General features: G+C 36.3%; 22 protein-coding genes. All 22 read left to right on the top strand.

Going from position 1 to position 18,060, the window contains the following annotated elements; all coding sequences use genetic code 11:
* The first annotated feature begins 7 nt into the window (after positions 1-7).
* The 22 genes from rplF to ES765_RS01490 all read left to right on the top strand — a co-directional run bounded on the left by rplF (position 8) and on the right by ES765_RS01490 (position 17,997).
* A complete protein-coding gene (gene rplF / locus ES765_RS01595; RefSeq protein WP_138110848.1) occupies positions 8-550 on the top strand; it encodes a 50S ribosomal protein L6 in 543 nt (180 codons plus the stop codon).
* Between the two features lie 12 nt (positions 551-562).
* Positions 563-919, top strand: coding sequence for a 50S ribosomal protein L18 (rplR, locus tag ES765_RS01590; protein ID WP_138110847.1), 357 nt, complete (start codon positions 563-565; stop codon positions 917-919).
* A 9-nt stretch (positions 920-928) separates the two neighbouring features.
* Positions 929-1,453, top strand: a complete 525-nt coding sequence (rpsE, locus tag ES765_RS01585; protein WP_138110846.1) for a 30S ribosomal protein S5 — start codon at positions 929-931, stop codon at positions 1,451-1,453.
* Between the two features lie 10 nt (positions 1,454-1,463).
* Positions 1,464-1,643, top strand: a complete 180-nt coding sequence (rpmD, locus tag ES765_RS01580) for a 50S ribosomal protein L30 (RefSeq protein WP_138110845.1) — start codon at positions 1,464-1,466, stop codon at positions 1,641-1,643.
* 12 nt (positions 1,644-1,655) lie between these two features.
* Positions 1,656-2,108: a 50S ribosomal protein L15 gene (rplO, locus tag ES765_RS01575; protein ID WP_138110844.1), complete on the top strand. Its 453-nt coding sequence runs from the start codon at positions 1,656-1,658 to the stop codon at positions 2,106-2,108.
* Positions 2,109-2,122: 14 nt separating this feature from the next.
* A complete protein-coding gene (gene secY / locus ES765_RS01570) occupies positions 2,123-3,466 on the top strand; it encodes a preprotein translocase subunit SecY (protein ID WP_138110843.1) in 1,344 nt (447 codons plus the stop codon).
* A gap of 3 nt (positions 3,467-3,469) precedes the next feature.
* Positions 3,470-3,685 (top strand): translation initiation factor IF-1, encoded by a 216-nt coding sequence (gene infA, locus ES765_RS01565; protein ID WP_013305172.1) that lies wholly within the window; start codon positions 3,470-3,472, stop codon positions 3,683-3,685.
* An 8-nt stretch (positions 3,686-3,693) separates the two neighbouring features.
* A complete protein-coding gene (gene ykgO / locus ES765_RS01560; RefSeq protein ID WP_013305171.1) occupies positions 3,694-3,810 on the top strand; it encodes a type B 50S ribosomal protein L36 in 117 nt (38 codons plus the stop codon).
* Between the two features lie 2 nt (positions 3,811-3,812).
* Positions 3,813-4,187, top strand: a complete 375-nt coding sequence (gene rpsM / locus ES765_RS01555; protein ID WP_138110842.1) for a 30S ribosomal protein S13 — start codon at positions 3,813-3,815, stop codon at positions 4,185-4,187.
* Positions 4,188-4,196: 9 nt separating this feature from the next.
* The gene (gene rpsK, locus ES765_RS01550) at positions 4,197-4,589 is read left to right on the top strand and encodes a 30S ribosomal protein S11 (RefSeq protein WP_138110841.1); all 393 of its coding nucleotides are present in this window, start codon (positions 4,197-4,199) and stop codon (positions 4,587-4,589) included.
* 89 nt (positions 4,590-4,678) lie between these two features.
* On the top strand, positions 4,679-5,284 hold the full coding sequence (gene rpsD, locus ES765_RS01545) for a 30S ribosomal protein S4 (RefSeq protein WP_138110840.1): 606 nt from the start codon (positions 4,679-4,681) through the stop codon (positions 5,282-5,284).
* Between the two features lie 17 nt (positions 5,285-5,301).
* Positions 5,302-6,294, top strand: a complete 993-nt coding sequence (locus tag ES765_RS01540) for a DNA-directed RNA polymerase subunit alpha (protein WP_138110839.1) — start codon at positions 5,302-5,304, stop codon at positions 6,292-6,294.
* 59 nt (positions 6,295-6,353) lie between these two features.
* On the top strand, positions 6,354-6,923 hold the full coding sequence (rplQ, locus tag ES765_RS01535) for a 50S ribosomal protein L17 (protein ID WP_138110838.1): 570 nt from the start codon (positions 6,354-6,356) through the stop codon (positions 6,921-6,923).
* 92 nt (positions 6,924-7,015) lie between these two features.
* A complete protein-coding gene (gene carA, locus ES765_RS01530; RefSeq protein ID WP_138110837.1) occupies positions 7,016-8,143 on the top strand; it encodes a glutamine-hydrolyzing carbamoyl-phosphate synthase small subunit in 1,128 nt (375 codons plus the stop codon).
* Between the two features lie 102 nt (positions 8,144-8,245).
* Entirely contained in the window at positions 8,246-9,538 is a 1,293-nt protein-coding gene (eno, locus tag ES765_RS01525; RefSeq protein WP_138110836.1) for a phosphopyruvate hydratase, read from the top strand.
* 119 nt (positions 9,539-9,657) lie between these two features.
* Positions 9,658-11,193, top strand: coding sequence for a glycogen synthase (locus tag ES765_RS01520; protein WP_138110835.1), 1,536 nt, complete (start codon positions 9,658-9,660; stop codon positions 11,191-11,193).
* Between the two features lie 114 nt (positions 11,194-11,307).
* Entirely contained in the window at positions 11,308-12,594 is a 1,287-nt protein-coding gene (locus ES765_RS01515) for a citrate synthase (RefSeq protein ID WP_138110834.1), read from the top strand.
* Positions 12,595-12,691: 97 nt separating this feature from the next.
* Positions 12,692-13,606, top strand: a complete 915-nt coding sequence (locus ES765_RS01510) for a dimethylarginine dimethylaminohydrolase family protein (protein ID WP_138110833.1) — start codon at positions 12,692-12,694, stop codon at positions 13,604-13,606.
* A 50-nt stretch (positions 13,607-13,656) separates the two neighbouring features.
* On the top strand, positions 13,657-14,589 hold the full coding sequence (gene ctlX / locus ES765_RS01505) for a citrulline utilization hydrolase CtlX (protein WP_138110832.1): 933 nt from the start codon (positions 13,657-13,659) through the stop codon (positions 14,587-14,589).
* 118 nt (positions 14,590-14,707) lie between these two features.
* A complete protein-coding gene (locus ES765_RS01500) occupies positions 14,708-15,319 on the top strand; it encodes a hypothetical protein (RefSeq protein ID WP_138110831.1) in 612 nt (203 codons plus the stop codon).
* An 8-nt stretch (positions 15,320-15,327) separates the two neighbouring features.
* Positions 15,328-15,819: a (2Fe-2S)-binding protein gene (locus ES765_RS01495; RefSeq protein WP_138110830.1), complete on the top strand. Its 492-nt coding sequence runs from the start codon at positions 15,328-15,330 to the stop codon at positions 15,817-15,819.
* Between the two features lie 3 nt (positions 15,820-15,822).
* Complete coding sequence (locus tag ES765_RS01490; RefSeq protein ID WP_138110829.1) at positions 15,823-17,997, top strand: xanthine dehydrogenase family protein molybdopterin-binding subunit; 2,175 nt, start codon at positions 15,823-15,825, stop codon at positions 17,995-17,997.
* Positions 17,998-18,060 lie beyond the last annotated feature (63 nt).

Raw genomic sequence — 18,060 nt, 5'->3', positions numbered from 1 at the left:
TTAGAAAATGTCTAGAATAGGTAATAATCCAATCGCAATTCCTGAAGGAGTTACAATTGAAATCAGTGACAATATCATTTCCGTAAAAGGAAAGTTAGGGGAATTGACTCAAGAGTTTTCTGGTGTAGCGATTAAAATAGAAGACGAGCAGGCTTGGGTGACAAGACCATCGGATTCTAATGAGCATAAAGCAAAACACGGTTTATATAGGTCTCTTATAGTTAACATGGTTGAAGGTGTTTCGAAAGGATGGACCAAAGAGTTAGAATTAGTAGGGGTAGGCTATAGGGCTATTAATCAAGGTCAAAAACTTGAGTTAGCTTTAGGGTTTTCACATAATATTGTTTTTAATTTAGCCTCTGAGGTTAAAGTGGAAACAATTTCTGTAAAAGGTAAGAACCCTATAGTAAAGCTAACATCTCATGACAAACAATTGGTAGGTCATATTGCTGCAAAGATTAGATCATTCCGTAGACCTGAACCGTACAAAGGAAAAGGTATTAAGTTTGTAGGTGAAATATTAAGAAGAAAAGCTGGTAAGTCAGCTTAATATAAGTGTATTATGGGATTATCAAAAACACAAAGAAAAATTAGAATCCGACGTAGAATTCGTAAGGTTTCTTCAGGAACTGCAGCAAAACCAAGGTTATCTGTTTTTAGAAGTAATAGTGGGATTTACGCACAGGTTATAGATGACGTTAGCGGAGTTACTTTAGTATCAGCTTGTTCAAGAGATAAGGATATCGCAAAAGTAAAAGGAAATAAAACAGAGATTGCGGCTTTAGTTGGTAAGACAATTGCAGAAAAATCTGTTAAAGCAGGTTTAGATAAAGTTGCATTTGATAGAGGAGGAAATTTGTATCATGGAAGAGTGAAATCTTTAGCAGATGGTGCAAGAGAAGCAGGATTAAAATTCTAATAAACTAGTATGTTCCAAAAATATAAAAACGTAGAAACTGTTAAACCTGGTGGTTTAGATTTAAAAGATAAATTAGTTGGTATTCAACGCGTAACCAAAGTAACAAAAGGTGGTAGAGCATTTGGTTTTTCTGCTATTGTTGTTGTTGGTGATGAAAATGGCGTTGTTGGTCACGGTTTAGGTAAATCAAAGGAAGTTGCTACTGCAATTGCAAAGGCAATTGAAGATGGTAAAAAGAATTTAGTTCGAATTCCTTTGAATAAGGGAACTCTTCCGCACGAACAAAAAGGTAAATTTGGTGGAGCAAGGGTGTACATTCAACCTGCTTCCCATGGTACCGGTGTTATTGCTGGTGGTGCTGTTAGATCGGTTTTAGAATCTGTAGGAGTGCAAGATGTACTTTCTAAATCACAAGGTTCTTCAAATCCACATAATGTTGTAAAGGCAACTTTTGATGCTCTTTTACAACTTAGGGATGCAAAAACAATTGCAAAGCAAAGAGGTGTTTCTTTAGAAAAAGTATTTAAAGGCTAAGAACAGAATTATGGCAAAAATTAAAGTTACACAATTGAAAAGTGGAATTAAGAAACCTCAAAATCAGAAAAGAACACTTGAGGCTCTTGGTTTAAAAAGAATTGGACAGGTAGTAGAACATAACAATACTCCTAACATTCTTGGAATGATAAATAAAGTTAAACATTTAGTTTCCACAGAGGAAGCTTAAAGAAAGAATATAATGGGTTTACATAATCTACAGCCTGCAGAAGGTTCAGTGAATAGAGACGGTAAGCGTCTTGGAAGAGGTCAAGGTTCTGGAAAAGGAGGAACTGCTGCAAGAGGACATAATGGAGCAAAATCAAGATCTGGATATTCGAAGAAAATAGGGTTCGAAGGTGGTCAAATGCCTTTGCAACGCCGTGTTCCTAAATTTGGTTTCACCAATATAAATCGTAAGGATTATAAAGGTATCAATATTGAAAAGCTACAGGAGCTAGTTGATAATAAGGTTATTTCAAATGAAGTTTCTTTAGACCTTTTGATTGAAAATGGGTTGGTTGGTAAAAATGATTTAGTGAAAATTTTAGGCAATGGTGAGTTGAAGTCACCACTAAAAATTTCAGTACATAAATTTACAGCTTCTGCCAAAGCAGCTATTGAGGCAGCAGGTGGTGAAGCAATAAGTTTGTAAGCATAAACGAGAGCATGAAGAAATTTATTGATACATTATCCAATATTTGGAAGATAGAAGAGCTAAGGAATAGAATTCTTATTACTTTGGGTCTTTTGTTGGTTTACCGTTTTGGTTGCCAAATTGTACTTCCAGGTATAGATTCAACTCAGTTAGGTGGATTGGCTGATAGTACCGACCAAGGTATTTTTGGTCTTTTAAATGCATTTACGGGTGGGGCGTTTGCAAATGCCTCTGTTTTTGCATTAGGTATTATGCCTTATATTTCTGCTTCAATTGTAGTGCAATTAATGGGTATTGCAATACCATACCTTCAAAAATTACAGAAAGAAGGAGAAAGCGGGCGTAAAACTATAAATCAAATTACTAGATGGTTAACAATTGGTATTTGTATAGTTCAAGCTCCAGCTTACTTGTATGGTTTAGAGGCTTTTGGTGTAAGAGATAGTGCTTTTATATTGGGTAAAGGATTGGATTTCATGGTTCCTGCCGTAATTATATTGGTGACCGGTACTGTTTTTGCAATGTGGCTCGGTGAAAAAATCACTGATAAAGGTATTGGCAATGGTATTTCTTTGTTGATTATGATTGGAATAATCGCAACAATGCCGCAATCTTTTGTTCAAGAATTTATTTCAAGAACTACCGATAACAATGGAGGTCTAATGTTTATCCTTATTGAAGTGATTATTTGGTTCTTAGTGATATTGGCTTGTATCCTTTTGGTTATGGCAACACGACAGATACCTGTTCAATATGCAAGACGTACAGCTTCTGGTGGTTATGAAAAGAACATCATGGGGTCTAGACAATATATACCGTTGAAGTTAAATGCTTCTGGTGTAATGCCAATTATTTTTGCCCAAGCTATAATGTTTGTTCCTGGAATGATTGGTGGTGCTTTTGATGATACAGCATTCGGTCAATGGATGCAGGTTCAGTTTAGCGATATTTTTGGCTGGGCGTATAATTTACTATTTGCCTTATTGATTATCATCTTCACTTATTTTTATACAGCAATCACTGTTCCAACTAATAAAATGGCAGATGACCTTAAAAGAAGCGGAGGTTTTATACCGGGAGTTCGTCCAGGGAAAGAAACTGGGGATTTTTTAGATAAGATTATGTCATTAATAACATTACCTGGATCAATTTTCTTAGCTTTGCTCGCTATTTTGCCAGCTATTGTAGTTAAGTTGATGGATGTTCAGGCTGGATGGGCCTTGTTTTATGGAGGTACATCGTTGTTAATTATGGTAGGTGTAGCCATTGATACTGTGCAACAGGTAAATTCTTATTTGTTGAATAGGCATTATGATGGTTTAATGAAAAGCGGTAAAAATAGAAAAGTAGCATAATTTATGGCTAAGCAGGCAGCAATAGAACAAGATGGGTCTATCATAGAAGCATTGTCAAATGCAATGTTTCGGGTGGAATTAGAGAATGGGCATGTAGTAACAGCACATATTTCAGGTAAGATGCGTATGCACTACATTAAATTATTACCTGGAGATAAGGTTAAACTGGAAATGAGTCCGTATGACCTTACGAAAGCAAGAATTACATATAGATACTAAGATACAAGATGAAAGTAAGAGCATCAGTTAAAAAAAGAAGTGCCGACTGCAAGATTGTTCGCAGAAAAGGCAGGTTGTACGTAATCAACAAAAAGAATCCTAGATTTAAACAAAGACAAGGGTAATTATGGCAAGAATCGCAGGTATTGATATACCAAAACAGAAGAGAGGCGTAATTGCCTTAACCTACATTTTTGGAATAGGAAGAAGTAGGGCTCAAGAAATTTTGAGTAAAGCCCAGGTTAGTGAAGATACAAAGGTTTCTGATTGGAATGATGATGAAATAGGTCGTATCAGGGAAGCTGCATCTGGTTTTGTGATAGAAGGAGAATTACGTTCCGAAACTCAATTGAACATTAAGCGTTTAATGGATATTGGATGTTATAGAGGTATACGTCATAGGTCAGGTTTGCCTTTAAGAGGTCAACGTACTAAGAATAACTCTAGAACTAGAAAAGGGAAGCGTAAAACAGTTGCGAACAAGAAGAAAGCAACTAAATAAAAATTAGGTATGGCAAAGGCAAGTTCTAAAGTTACCAAGAAGCGTAAAGTAATAGTTGATTCAGTTGGAGAAGCACACATTAGTGCCTCTTTCAATAATATCATTATCTCTTTGACAAATAAAAGAGGAGATGTTATTTCTTGGTCGTCTGCAGGTAAATTAGGTTTCAGAGGGTCTAAGAAAAACACCCCTTACGCTGCTCAAGTTGCAGCTGAAGATTGTTCTAAGGTTGCTCATGAAGCAGGTTTAAGAAAAGTTAAGGTATACGTAAAAGGGCCAGGTAATGGTAGAGAATCTGCCATTAGGTCATTGCATAATGCTGGTATTGAAGTAACAGAAATTATTGATGTTACACCTATGCCACACAATGGTTGTAGACCTCCTAAAAGAAGAAGAGTTTAATTAAGTACTAATATATTTCACCGAGGGTGTAGTTACGATTATCGAAGGATAAGCCTTAATTCATAATCTCACCTTCAAATTAAAAGAAAATGGCAAGATATACAGGACCAAAATCAAAAATCGCCCGTAAGTTTGGCGAAGCAATTTTCGGAGATGACAAGTCTTTTGAAAAGAAAAATTACCCACCAGGACAACACGGTAACAATAGACGTAGAGGTAAAAAATCTGAATACTCTGTTCAATTGATGGAGAAGCAAAAAGCTAAGTATACCTATGGTATTTTAGAAAAGCAATTCAGAAATTTGTTTGCAACTGCTAAAAGAAAAGAAGGAGTAGCTGGTGAAATTTTACTTCAATTATGTGAATCACGTTTAGATAATGTTGTCTACAGAATGGGAGTATCACCTACTAGAAGTGGTGCTAGACAGTTAGTATCGCACAGGCACATAACAGTTAATGGTGAGTTGGTAAACATACCATCGTATTCATTAAAAGCTGGAGATGTTGTTGGTGTAAGGGAAAAGTCTAAATCACTGCAAAGCATACAAGATTCATTAACTGCCAGTAGTGCGGTTTATGAATGGATTTCTTGGAATACTGAGAAGAAGGAAGGTACTTATGTATCGATTCCTGAAAGATTACAGATTCCAGAAAACATCAAAGAACAATTAATCGTGGAGTTATACTCTAAATAAACAATACCGATCTAATTATGGCATTATTTAATTTTCAGAAACCCGATAAAGTAATAATGATCGATTCCTCTGATTTCGAAGGGAAGTTTGAATTTCGCCCTTTGGAACCTGGTTATGGATTAACTATTGGGAATGCATTAAGACGTGTATTGCTATCTTCATTAGAAGGGCATGCTATCACGTCTGTTAGGATAGATAAGGTTGAGCATGAATTCTCGGTTATTTCGGGCGTTGTAGAAGATGTTACTGAAATAATTTTGAATTTGAAACAAGTACGTTTTAAAAAACAAATTGAAGATTCTGAGGCGGAAGTTGTTTCGATTTCTGTGAGTGGTAAGAACCAATTGACGGCTGGTGATTTCCAGAAATTTATTTCTGGTTATCAGGTGTTAAATCCGGATTTAGTTATTTGTAATATGGATGCTAAAGTAAGCATCAATATGGAAATTACTATTGAAAAGGGTAGGGGTTATGTGCCTGCAGAGGAAAACAAAAAATCTGGTACTCCATTAGGAACAATAGCTGTAGATTCTATTTTTACACCTATTAAGAATGTAAAATATAGTATTGAAAACTTTCGTGTAGAGCAAAAGACCGATTATGAGAAATTGGTTTTTGAAATTTCTTCAGATGGTTCAATTCATCCTAAAGATGCATTAACTGAAGCGGCAAAAGTTCTTATACATCACTTTATGTTATTCTCTGATGAACGTATAACATTAGAAGCAGATGAAATTGCACAAACTGAGACGTACGATGAGGAGTCTTTACACATGAGGCAATTGTTGAAAACTAAATTGGTAGATATGGACCTTTCGGTTCGTGCGCTCAACTGTTTAAAAGCAGCTGAAGTCGATACTTTAGGAGATTTGGTTTCATTCAATAAAAATGACTTAATGAAATTCAGAAACTTCGGTAAAAAGTCATTGATAGAGCTTGAGGAACTTGTTATCAATAAGGGTTTAAGTTTTGGAATGGATTTATCAAAATACAAATTAGATAAAGATTAAATAATCATATTTTGCTCCTCGGTCTAACGAGTTTGGTAGCAAGATGATAAAATTGAAATATGAGACACGGTAAAAAAGTCAATCACTTAGGTAGGAAAACGGCGCATAGAAAAGCTATGTTAGCGAACATGGCTTGTTCTTTAATTGAGCACAAAAGAATCAATACTACGGTTGCTAAAGCGAAAGCTTTAAAGCAATTTATTGAACCTTTGGTTACTAAATCAAAAGCAGAAAATAATAAAACTGTTGAGAAAGGAACTCATAATAGACGTGTGGTTTTTAGAAATCTACGGGACAAATATGCTATAACTGAATTGTTCAGTGTAGTTTCTGATAAGGTTGCTGATAGACCAGGAGGTTATACTAGAATTATCAAATTAGGTAATCGTTTAGGGGATAACGCAGATATGGCTATGATTGAGTTGGTTGATTTCAACGAACTGTACAACGCCGGTAGTAGTAAGCCTAAGAAGAAATCTACTAGACGTAGTAGGAGGTCCGGTGGTAGTGAAGCTGAGTCTGAAACTGCAGAAGTGGAAGTTAAGAAAACTGAGGGTGTAGAGGAATCTAAGCCAGAAACTGAAGCACAATCTGATAATGAGGTTAAGACAGATGATTCTAAGGAGTAAATTGTCAATACATAGGTATAATTATAAAGGGATAAGCTTTTTAGCTTATCCCTTTTTTATGTTTTTTAGTTAATGAATAAATTTTAGGTAAAATGAAATATCAAGCAAAGAGAAGAGCTTTAATATTACTTGCAGATGGGACTATTTTTCACGGTAAATCTGTTGGAGACAAAGAGGGAACTGCCTTTGGTGAAGTTTGTTTTAATACTGGTATGACCGGTTATCAAGAGATATTTACAGACCCATCATACTTTGGGCAAATATTGGTAACTACAAATGCTCATATCGGTAATTATGGTATAAACAAGGAAGAGGTAGAATCTGAATCAATTAAAATAGCGGGCCTAGTTTGTAAAAATTTCAGCTATGAATATTCTAGACCCTTAGCTAATGATAGTCTACAAGGTTTTTTGAATGATAATAATCTTTTTGCAATATCAGATGTAGATACAAGAGCTCTTGTTGGCTATATTAGAGATAATGGCTCCATGAACGCAGTAATTTCTACCGACGTTGATAATATAGAGAATCTTAAGAAACGTTTAGGTGAGGTGCCAAGTATGGAGGGGTTAGAATTGGCTTCAAAAGTATCCACTAGTGAAGCATACTTTATTGGGAATGAAAATGCTTTAATTAAAATAGCGGCACTTGATATTGGTATTAAAAAGAATATTCTCCGAAACTTGGTGAAGCGTGATGCTTACGTAAAGGTATTCCCATATAACACCAAATTTGAAGAAATAGCTGCTTGGGATCCTGATGCTTATTTTATTTCAAATGGACCTGGAGACCCAGAACCTTTGGTTGATGCTATTGCAACTGCTAAAAAAATGATTGAAACCGATAAACCACTTTTTGGTATCTGTCTTGGTCATCAAGTATTAGCATTAGCCAATGGAGTATCGACGTATAAAATGCATAATGGACACCGTGGTATTAACCATCCAATACTCAACTTACTAACTGGTAAAGGTGAGATTACTTCCCAGAATCATGGTTTTGCTATTAATAAAGAAGAGACGGAGGCCAATGAAAATTTAGAGATAACCCACGTACATCTAAATGACAAGACAGTTGCAGGAATTCGGATGAAGAATAAAGATGTATTTTCAGTTCAATACCATCCAGAAGCAAGTCCTGGACCTCATGATGCGGATTATCTTTTCGATGATTTCTTTAAATTAATTGAGAAAAATAAAAAACATAACGTAATAGTTTAAATAAACATTAATTAATTGGAAATGTAAAGAGCAAACAAACCTTGTGAAAACTTGGTTTTGTATCTTTACTTTTTTATTATCAATCTAAAAAAAATAAATTAAATGAGTATCATATTAAATGTCCACGCAAGACAAATATTAGATTCAAGAGGTAACCCAACCGTTGAAGTAGATGTAGTTACCGAAAATGGGGTTATGGGAAGAGCTGCTGTACCTTCTGGTGCTTCAACTGGAGAGCATGAGGCTGTTGAGCTTCGTGATGGAGGTAAGGCCTTCATGGGAAAAGGTGTCAGCAAAGCGGTAGACAATGTAAATAATATTATTGCTGAAGAGATTTTAGGAATGTCAGTTTTTGATCAGAATCTTTTAGATCAAACTATGATAGATTTAGATGGTACGCCAAATAAATCTAAATTAGGAGCCAATGCTATTCTTGGGGTTTCATTAGCTGCTGCGAAAGCTGCTGCGAATGAACTAGGTCTTTCACTTTTTAGATATGTTGGAGGGGTGAGTGCAAATACACTTCCTGTACCTATGATGAATATTATCAATGGTGGTTCTCACTCAGATGCGCCAATAGCTTTTCAAGAATTTATGGTAATGCCTGTTAAAGCGAAGAGTTTTTCTCATGCTATGCAAATGGGTACAGAGATTTTCCATAATCTAAAAAAGGTATTACATGACCGTGGTCTTAGCACTGCAGTTGGTGATGAAGGAGGTTTTGCGCCTAACTTGGCCGGAGGTACAGAAGATGCTTTAGAAACAATAGCTATTGCTGTAGAAAAGGCTGGGTATACGTTGGGTGATGATGTTATGATTGCATTAGACTGTGCTGCGGCGGAGTTCTTTGTAAACGGAAAATATGATTATACTAAATTTGAGGGAGATAAAGGTGTTATTAGAACATCAGAGGAACAAGCTCAATATTTAGCTGATTTAAGTGCCAAATATCCTATTATCTCAATTGAAGATGGTATGGATGAAAATGATTGGGATGGTTGGAAATCATTGACTGATAAAATTGGAGATAAAGTTCAATTAGTTGGTGATGATTTATTTGTAACCAATGTTGAGCGTTTAGCTACAGGAATTGAAAAGGGTATAGCGAATTCAATATTGATTAAAGTAAATCAAATTGGTACGTTAACTGAAACTATAGCGGCAGTAAACATGGCGAAAAATGCAGGTTATACTTCTGTAATGTCTCATCGATCAGGTGAAACAGAAGATAATACTATTGCAGATTTGGCAGTTGCTTTGAATACTGGTCAAATAAAGACGGGTTCTGCATCTAGATCAGATCGTATGGCTAAATACAATCAACTACTACGTATTGAAGAGGAATTGGGCAGCATGGCTTACTATCCACAAGAAAAAGCCTTTAACATCAAGTAGTTTTTATAAGAAAATTTTAAAAAAGCCCTTCCATTTGGAGGGGCTTTTTTTTTTGGCTTACTCCTAAACTTTAACTATCTTTTGTGAATATTCAATTAATAAACCCACTTTATTAGCATATGAGTAATTTTCTTTTCGTTTCCGCAGAAAATGATGCCATCCCAGATTGTAAAGCGGGGGGAATGGGCGATGTAGTTAGAGATGTGCCTCGGGAAATTTCCAAACGTGATGATATCGTGCATGTGGTAGTGCCTGCATATTCCAGGTTACATAAAAACGGAATATTTAAGACTAAACTAGAATTTAGTCTTAGGGGAGTGCCTTATACGGCAGAATTATATGAGGTCATTCCGAAGAAGGTTTACAAGAATATTACGCATTATGTTATTCATCATCCAGAGATAATCGAAGGTGGAATTGCGCATATTTATCATGATGATCCAACAGAGCCTTTCTACAATGATTTTGTGAAATTCATAATTTTCTGTACTGCAACAGCAGAAGCTATAAAGATTGGTGCTTTTGGGGAATTGGATATAGTGCATATGCATGATTGGCATTCGGCTGCGCTTTTATTTATCAAAAAATATCACCCTCAGTATCAAGATTTAAAAAAGATGCGCTACGTGTATACGATACATAATTTGGCTATTCAAGGTATTCGGCCTTTTTATAATAATCATGCATCAGTCAATAATTGGTTTCCAGAGGTACAATTAGATCATAAGGCCTTAATGGATTCCCGATATCAAGATTGTATAAATCTTATGGCAGTTGGCATACGATTAGCAGATGCAGTTCATACGGTTTCTCCTTCTTATAAAGATGACGTTCTTTTACCGAGTAGGAGGCCTGAATTTATTGGTGGAGAGGGTTTAGAGCATGATTTACAAAAAGCTGATGACGAAGGAAGGTTGTTCGGTATTTTAAATGCCAGTAATTATGATAACATTCGCGTAGCAGAAAAGGGATTGCTTTACAGGAATACTGTTAAGGCTCTTTTTAGATGGCTTCAAGATACTTCAAAGAAATATAAGGCTGACTTTTTAGCACATACCGGAGAAAAAATAATGCAGTATGTTGGTAATAGGCCAAAGTTCATAGTTTCTAGTGTAGCGAGGTTAACGGAACAGAAATTTTATTTCTTAATGCGTTCACCTGAGGCTTTCGGGAAAATGCTTGCTCGTTTAGATGAAATTGAGGGTATTTTTATGTTGTTAGGAACTGGTGACCCAGATTATGAAGAGTTTTTTCGTGAAATGAGTTACAAGCATAAGAACTTTATTTTTACCAATGGGCAATCGGAAGATTTAATAGATTCGATGTATTTGGAGACCGATCTTTATTTTATGCCTAGTTTATTTGAACCTTGTGGTATAAGTCAAATGTTGGCTATGAGAAATGGTAATCCATGTTTAGTTCATCATACAGGCGGTCTGAAAGATACGGTCGAGCATATGAAGACTGGGTTTGCTTTTGATGGAGAAACGTACGATATGCAAATCAAAAACATGGTAGAGCGTTTTGATGAAGCTTTAACCGTTTGGGAAAAGGATAAGCCTACTTGGAAGAAAATTCAAACCAATGCCAAGAAAGCACGTTTTACGTGGGATAAATCATTAGATGAATATTACAAATCTTTATATATGTTGTAAGTGATGTAATTAACAGTACTTATTGTTAATTTTAGGCCAAACAGAATTTTGAAATTGTTAAAACAAACCTGTTTTGTTAACTTTACGAGGAGTATTAAAACGTAAAAATTAAAAATGTCAGATAAAGCTACTTTAGAATATAATGGTGAAAAATATGAGTTTCCTGTAATTAAGGGAACAGAGGATGAACTTGCGATTGATATTAAATCTTTGCGTTCAATAACCAAAGGAATTATTACGATAGACCCAGGTTTTAAAAATACAGGTTCATGTGAAAGTGCGATTACTTTTTTGGACGGGGAGAAAGGAATATTACGATATAGGGGGTATTCTATAGAGGAGTTAGCTGAAAAAGCAGATTTTCTAGAGGTAGCATATTTATTGATTTTTGGAAATTTACCGAATACTGATGAGCTTGCAAAATTCCACAAAGACATTAAAGATGAATCTCATGTAGATGAGGAAATGAAAAAGATTTTGGATGGTTTTCCGAAGTCAGCACACCCTATGGGTGTTTTATCTTCCTTAACTAGTGCATTGATTGCATTTAACCCATCGACGGTAGATGTCAGTTCAGATGCAGATATGTATCATTCAATTGTACGCATTTTAGCAAAATTCCCTGTTTTAGTAGCTTGGACTTTACGTAAAAAGAAAGGATTGCCGTTAGATTATGGCGATGATAGCTTGGGTTATGTTGAAAACATTCATAAAATGATGTTTAAACGTCCTAATCAAGAATACAAGAAGAATAAAATGGTTATAGATGCTTTGGACAAGCTGCTAATACTCCATGCGGATCATGAACAAAATTGCTCAACGAGTACGGTTCGTATCGTAGGTTCTTCTCATGCTGGTCTTTTTGCATCTTTGTCTGCTGGTATTTCGGCACTTTGGGGTCCACTTCATGGTGGAGCAAACCAAGCTGTTCTTGAAATGCTAGAGGCTATAGAAGCAGATGGTGGTGATACTAAAAAGTACATGGCAAAAGCAAAGGACAAATCAGACCCATTTAGGTTGATGGGATTTGGACATAGAGTTTATAAAAACTTTGATCCTCGAGCAAAGATTATCAAAAAGGCGGCCGATGATGTGTTAGCTGATTTGGGTATAGATGATCCTATTTTGGAAATTGCCAAAGGTTTGGAGAAAGAAGCACTTGAGGATCAATATTTTGTTGATAGAAAATTATACCCCAATGTTGATTTTTATTCAGGTATTATTTATAGAGCGTTGGGTATACCAACCGAAATGTTTACTGTAATGTTTGCATTAGGAAGATTACCAGGATGGATAGCTCAATGGAGAGAAATGCGTTTGAATGGAGAACCTATTGGGAGACCAAGACAAGTTTATATTGGAGAAAAATTAAGATCTTTTGTCGAACTGGACAAAAGGTAGATTGCTACCGATAATAAAAAAAACAAAAAGCTCTTTTAATTTTTAAAGGAGCTTTTTTTTTATACCAATTTTTAAATCTTTATTTAAACCGAGACGTATGTTACACTTGAATATTAATAACGAAATAGCACCATTAAAAGCTGTTGTGTTAGGTATTGCTGAAAGTTCTGGACCAGTCCCAACACCACAAGAAGCATATGACCCAAAATCGCTAGAGCATATTTTGGCGGGTACATATCCTAAAGAATCTGATATGATTTTGGAAATGGAAGCTTTTAGAAAAGTATTTGAGAAATATGATGTAAAGGTTTTTAGACCTGAGGTGTTAGAAAATTGTAATCAAATATTTTCTAGAGATATTGCTTTTGTAATAGGGAATAAATTGATAAAGGCAAATATATTACCAGATAGAGAAAAGGAAGTTGATGCCATATTACATGTACTTGATAAGATAGATGATGACCAGATTCTTCAACCTCCTGCAGAAGTACATGTAGAGGGAGGGGATGTAATGCCTTGGAATGAATATATATTTGTTGGTACGTACTCAGCATCCGATTATCCTAATTATATTACTGCTAGGACGAATAAAGCTGCAGTGGAGTATTTAACACAGCAGTTTCCAGATAAAAAGATAAAATCATTTGAACTTCGAAAGTCAAATACGATAGCCAAGAATAATGCCCTGCATTTAGATTGTTGTTTTCAGCCATTAGGAAGGGGCAAGGCTATTTTACACAAGAATGGATTTTTAGTAGAAGACGAATATCAATGGTTGGTAAATTATTTTGGCAAGGAAAATATATTTGAAATTGATGCACTTGAAATGTATACCATGTTTAGTAATGTGTTTTCAATTTCTCCGAATGTTGTTGTTTCTGAACGTAATTTCACCCGTTTAAATAAATGGTTGCGTGAACAAGGTTTCACGGTAGAGGAAATTCCGTATGCAGAAATTTCGAAACAAGAAGGGCTTCTTCGTTGTAGTACATTACCACTTATAAGAGAATAAGTAATAAGTTTTAATATTTAGGGATAAACGCATTAAATCATAACGCTGCTATGCAAATCACCAATACGATACTCATGATTCGTCCCGTATCATTTAGGATGAATGAACAGACCGCTGTCAATAACTATTTTATGGAAACTATTGATATGAAGAATCATGCCATTAATCAAAAGGCGCAAGAGGAATTTGATACCTTTGTATCCATATTAAAAGATGTAGGTGTTACCGTAATTGTTGTTGAAGACACCAAAGAGCCGGATACTCCTGATAGTATCTTCCCGAATAATTGGATATCCTTTCATTTAGACGGTTCCGTTGGTATATATCCTATGTTCGCTGAAAATAGAAGGAATGAACGTAGGGAGAATATTTTAGAAATATTAGAAGAAAACGGTTTTCAAATTGAAACGGTAGTAGATTATACTACTGCAGAAGAGGAGGGTGTGTTTTTAGAAGGTACAGGAAGTATTCTGATGGATCGGGTGAACAAAAAAGCGTATTGTGCTTTATCTCAAAGAGCAGACGAAGGTTTATTTATAGAATTTTGTGAGGATTTTGATTATTTTCCTGTAATTTTTACAGCGAATCAATCCGTAGGTGGAAAAAGAATGCCTATTTATCATACGAATGTTATGATGGCATTAGCAGAGGATTTTGCAATAATCTGTACAGATTCTATAGATGATAAGAAGGAACGTAAAAATGTAGTAGACCATCTTAAAAAAGATGGGAGGCAAATTATTAAGATTACTGAAAATCAAATGCATCACTTTGCAGGCAATATGCTGCAGGTATTGGGAAGTAAGGACAAAAGGTATATGGTTATGAGTACTGCTGCTTTTACTAGTCTCACGTCAGAGCAGATAGTACATATTGAAAATCACTGTCAAATATTGCATAGTTCTTTAAGCACTATTGAAACATGTGGAGGCGGTAGCGCACGATGTATGATGGCTGAAGTATTTCTTCCGAATTTGTCATGACTACATTACAACGGTTGATTAAGCGCATAAACAGTTCTAATGGATTAACATAATTGTAAGGCATTTATTATCTTCAGGAAGATATATGATTCTAATAGTAGAATCTTAATGAAGAAAGATGAAACTCAAGACTATCTATACTCTTTTGGCCATCAGCACAGTGGGTTTAATGCTTGCATTGGGCAAGAGCCCTAACGTGTCTAGTTATGTAGTATTGAATATGCCGGAATCCAAGATGATTGAATCTGAGGAAGCGTATGGTCAAATGATGGACGTGCTTACCCATCAACGATGCATGAATTGTCATCCTAATGATAATATTCCTAAGCAAGGAGATGATCGTCATGCACATTATTTTGGACTGGCGAGAGGCAAAGATGATACGGGGTTCGAGGCAACTAACTGTACTACTTGTCATCAATCTGAAAATAATGATTACTCAGGTGTACCGGGAGCGCCACATTGGTCCCTGGCGCCAGCTTCAATGGGTTGGGAAGGACTAACTAGAACGGAAATAGCCGAACGTCTTTTGGATAAAAGCACAAATGGAAATAGAAGCCATGAAGAGCTTGTGGAACATATGACCGAAGATGAATTGGTTCTTTGGGCTTGGACTCCAGGAGTAGATGCCAATGGTGAACCACGTGAATTACCACCAGTTTCAAAAGATAAGTTTAAAAAAGCCGTCAAATCTTGGTTCGAAAACGGAGCGGTAGTCCCAACTAAATAATAAAGTATATGGAAATTTCCTTTACAGTAAACGGAACTTCTCAATCGGTAGAGGTAGCAGATGAAAACACACCTTTACTTTGGGTCATTAGGGACGTTCTTGATTTAAAAGGGACAAAATTTGGCTGTGGTAAAGCGGCATGTGGAGCATGTACATTACTTGTTGATGGAGAAGCGGTTCGTTCTTGTTCTTATCCTGTAAAATTTGCTATTGGAAAGAAGATTACCACTATTGAAGGTTTGGGTACCCAAGATAATCCTCACCCTGTTCAACAGGCTTGGATAGATGAGGTAGTTCCGCAATGTGGCTATTGCCAACCAGGATTTATGATGGCGACGGCCGCACTTCTAAACAAAGTGCCAAACCCAACGGATGATGATATAGATGAAAATATTATCAATATATGTAGATGCGGAACATATTATCGCATGCGTAAAGCCATACACAAAGCAGCGAAGTTGCGTGCCGAAAGTGAAATGAATATATCGGAAAAAGTTTAATTCATGGCAGAAGAAGACAATCATTCTAAACAGGTATCTAGACGTAAATTTCTAGTGAGAGGAGGATTGGGAACTATAGGTGTGCTAGCTATAGGAACCTATATTTTTAGAAATAATATCCGTAGGGAGTTATTGCGTATGGTAAATACTCTAGAAATGCCTTATGCTGATAATACTGACAAACCAATGATTTGGTTTGAGGTAACCTCTGAAAACACGATACTCTTACACTCTCCTAAGGTTGAGATGGGGCAAGGAACATTTACAGGTATTGCCCAAATGGCTGCAGACGAACTTTCTGTATCAATGGACCAAATTTATGTTGTTCATGCAGCTTCTGCTACTGGAAATGTTGATAGTGTTGCTACGGGGGGTAGCACTTCTATAGCAAGTTTGTGGCAACCCTTAAGGGAGCTTGCTGCTTTATTACGTGAAATGTTATTAGAGGAAGCAGCACGTAAAATGAATGTAGCAGTTAATCAGCTTACAATAGAAGACGGTGTTATTTCTGGTGGCGGAAAATCATTGACGTATGCCCAAACAACAGAGGGCGTTGAGGAATGGAAAGTTCCTGACAAACCCGTTCTCAAAAATCTCAAGGAGTATAAATATGTAGGAAAACCTATAGCGAGGGTAGATTTAAAAGCTAAGGTTTATGGTGACCCCATTTTTGGGATGGATGTGCAAATGCCAGGTATGTTATATGGCGCTGTTGTGAGGCCTACTAAAATAGGCGCTTCATTTATAAGTGCAGACACTACAGATGCAGAGAATATGCCCGGTGTGGTGAAAATTATTAGCGAAGATGATTTTGTAGGTGTCGTAGCTCATTCCATGATTGAAGCAGAAAATGCAAAAGAGGCCATTAAAGTAACTTGGGAAATTTCTAATGAAATAAATACGGGAGCAATTATTGAAATGATGACCGTCGGTAATGGTAAATCTACTGTGATACAAAAAAGTGGAGAAGCGCTTGAAGTTGAAGATGACTTTGTTTCCTTAGAATTTAGAAGTCCAATCGGGGCACATGCCCAGATTGAACCAAATGGCGTTGTAGCTTCTGTTGAAGGAGATAGTGCAATTATAAAAATTTCTACTCAGGTCATAGGCATAACGAGAAAAGAAGTAGCGAAACGATTAGGTTTTGATGTTGAAAAGGTGAATGTCGTACCCACATATTTAGGTGGAGGTTTTGGACGAAGACTTCATACACCACATGCCGTACAGGCAGCTGTAATGTCTAAAGCAGTAGGAAAACCGGTAAAATATTTTTTTACGAGAAAAGAAGAGTTTCAGCATGATATGTTTCGACCACCAACGCATCATGTAGTTAAAGGAAAGCTAAGTACTGAAGGTTGGTTAACAGACTTGGAACACCATTTTGTAAGTGGAGATGTTGGTAATAATTCTGCACTAATTCCTGGGTTTCTTCCTCCAATAATAGGGGCGGACATTGGGGCAATTCGTGGTGGATTTATTCAATATACAAAGGTTCCAAATTATAGGTCTGTTTATTGGCATGTCGATTTACCATTCGCTACAAGTTGGTGGCGTAGTCTTGGTCTGTTGGCCAATACTTTTGCTATGGAAAGTTTTATTGATGAAATGGCTTTAAAGGCTGGTAAAGATGCGGTTGATTTTAGACTACAGCAAATAGGAGATGAAGTAATAGATGTCCGTTTAAAAAATGTAATTAAGGCTGCTGCAGAGAAAGCGAATTATTCGGAAGAAATTACCAATGGCAGAGCTATGGGCTTTGCGGCTTCTATAGATGCAGGAACACCATGTGCTCAAGTTGCTGAGGTTTCAATTGTAGATAATGAAATTGTAGTACACAAGGTGACCGTTTCATTAGATCCGGGTTTAGCTGTAAATCCTGATCAGATACGTGCTCAGTGCGAAGGTTGTGTAATTATGGGTTTGAGCGCAGTGCTATATGAACAGATGTTCATTGAAAATGGAGAATTATTACCTACCATTTATGGACCTTATCAAATGGCTTTAATGAAGAATGCGCCTAAAGAAATAGACGTAATTTTGCTTCAAGGTAAAGATACGCCTGGTGCGGTAGGGGAGCCGCCACTTGGGCCTATTGGAGCAGCAATCGCAAATGCTGTAAGACGATTGACAGGAGAAAGGCTGGCTGAACTTCCTTTAAAGCTTCCAAAAACCACATAGATTTAATATGATATTTGTCTACTTAAAGATTTTTTATACTTCATTCAAATCAGAAGTTGATAC

The organism is Maribacter sp. ACAM166 (genome assembly GCF_005771495.1).
GTDB lineage: Bacteria > Bacteroidota > Bacteroidia > Flavobacteriales > Flavobacteriaceae > Maribacter.
The sequence above is the reverse complement of the archived record's forward strand: the minus strand, read 5'-3'. Positions and strand labels throughout refer to the sequence as shown.

Bases quoted from the DNA above. Each gene is read 5' to 3' on its own strand.
- ES765_RS01540 (WP_138110839.1), top strand. From the start codon at position 5,302: ATGGCATTATTTAATTTTCAGAAACCCGATAAAGTAATAATGATCGAT.
- rpsK (WP_138110841.1), top strand. From the start codon at position 4,197: ATGGCAAAGGCAAGTTCTAAAGTTACCAAGAAGCGTAAAGTAATAGTT.
- ES765_RS01495 (WP_138110830.1), top strand. From the start codon at position 15,328: ATGGAAATTTCCTTTACAGTAAACGGAACTTCTCAATCGGTAGAGGTA.
- eno (WP_138110836.1), top strand. From the start codon at position 8,246: ATGAGTATCATATTAAATGTCCACGCAAGACAAATATTAGATTCAAGA.
- rplF (WP_138110848.1), top strand. From the start codon at position 8: ATGTCTAGAATAGGTAATAATCCAATCGCAATTCCTGAAGGAGTTACA.
- ES765_RS01490 (WP_138110829.1), top strand. From the start codon at position 15,823: ATGGCAGAAGAAGACAATCATTCTAAACAGGTATCTAGACGTAAATTT.
- rpsM (WP_138110842.1), top strand. From the start codon at position 3,813: ATGGCAAGAATCGCAGGTATTGATATACCAAAACAGAAGAGAGGCGTA.
- ES765_RS01510 (WP_138110833.1), top strand. From the start codon at position 12,692: ATGTTACACTTGAATATTAATAACGAAATAGCACCATTAAAAGCTGTT.
- ctlX (WP_138110832.1), top strand. From the start codon at position 13,657: ATGCAAATCACCAATACGATACTCATGATTCGTCCCGTATCATTTAGG.
- ES765_RS01520 (WP_138110835.1), top strand. From the start codon at position 9,658: ATGAGTAATTTTCTTTTCGTTTCCGCAGAAAATGATGCCATCCCAGAT.
- ES765_RS01500 (WP_138110831.1), top strand. From the start codon at position 14,708: ATGAAACTCAAGACTATCTATACTCTTTTGGCCATCAGCACAGTGGGT.
- infA (WP_013305172.1), top strand. From the start codon at position 3,470: ATGGCTAAGCAGGCAGCAATAGAACAAGATGGGTCTATCATAGAAGCA.
- rpsE (WP_138110846.1), top strand. From the start codon at position 929: ATGTTCCAAAAATATAAAAACGTAGAAACTGTTAAACCTGGTGGTTTA.
- rplO (WP_138110844.1), top strand. From the start codon at position 1,656: ATGGGTTTACATAATCTACAGCCTGCAGAAGGTTCAGTGAATAGAGAC.
- rplQ (WP_138110838.1), top strand. From the start codon at position 6,354: ATGAGACACGGTAAAAAAGTCAATCACTTAGGTAGGAAAACGGCGCAT.
- ES765_RS01515 (WP_138110834.1), top strand. From the start codon at position 11,308: ATGTCAGATAAAGCTACTTTAGAATATAATGGTGAAAAATATGAGTTT.
- secY (WP_138110843.1), top strand. From the start codon at position 2,123: ATGAAGAAATTTATTGATACATTATCCAATATTTGGAAGATAGAAGAG.
- rplR (WP_138110847.1), top strand. From the start codon at position 563: ATGGGATTATCAAAAACACAAAGAAAAATTAGAATCCGACGTAGAATT.
- rpmD (WP_138110845.1), top strand. From the start codon at position 1,464: ATGGCAAAAATTAAAGTTACACAATTGAAAAGTGGAATTAAGAAACCT.
- rpsD (WP_138110840.1), top strand. From the start codon at position 4,679: ATGGCAAGATATACAGGACCAAAATCAAAAATCGCCCGTAAGTTTGGC.
- carA (WP_138110837.1), top strand. From the start codon at position 7,016: ATGAAATATCAAGCAAAGAGAAGAGCTTTAATATTACTTGCAGATGGG.
- ykgO (WP_013305171.1), top strand. From the start codon at position 3,694: ATGAAAGTAAGAGCATCAGTTAAAAAAAGAAGTGCCGACTGCAAGATT.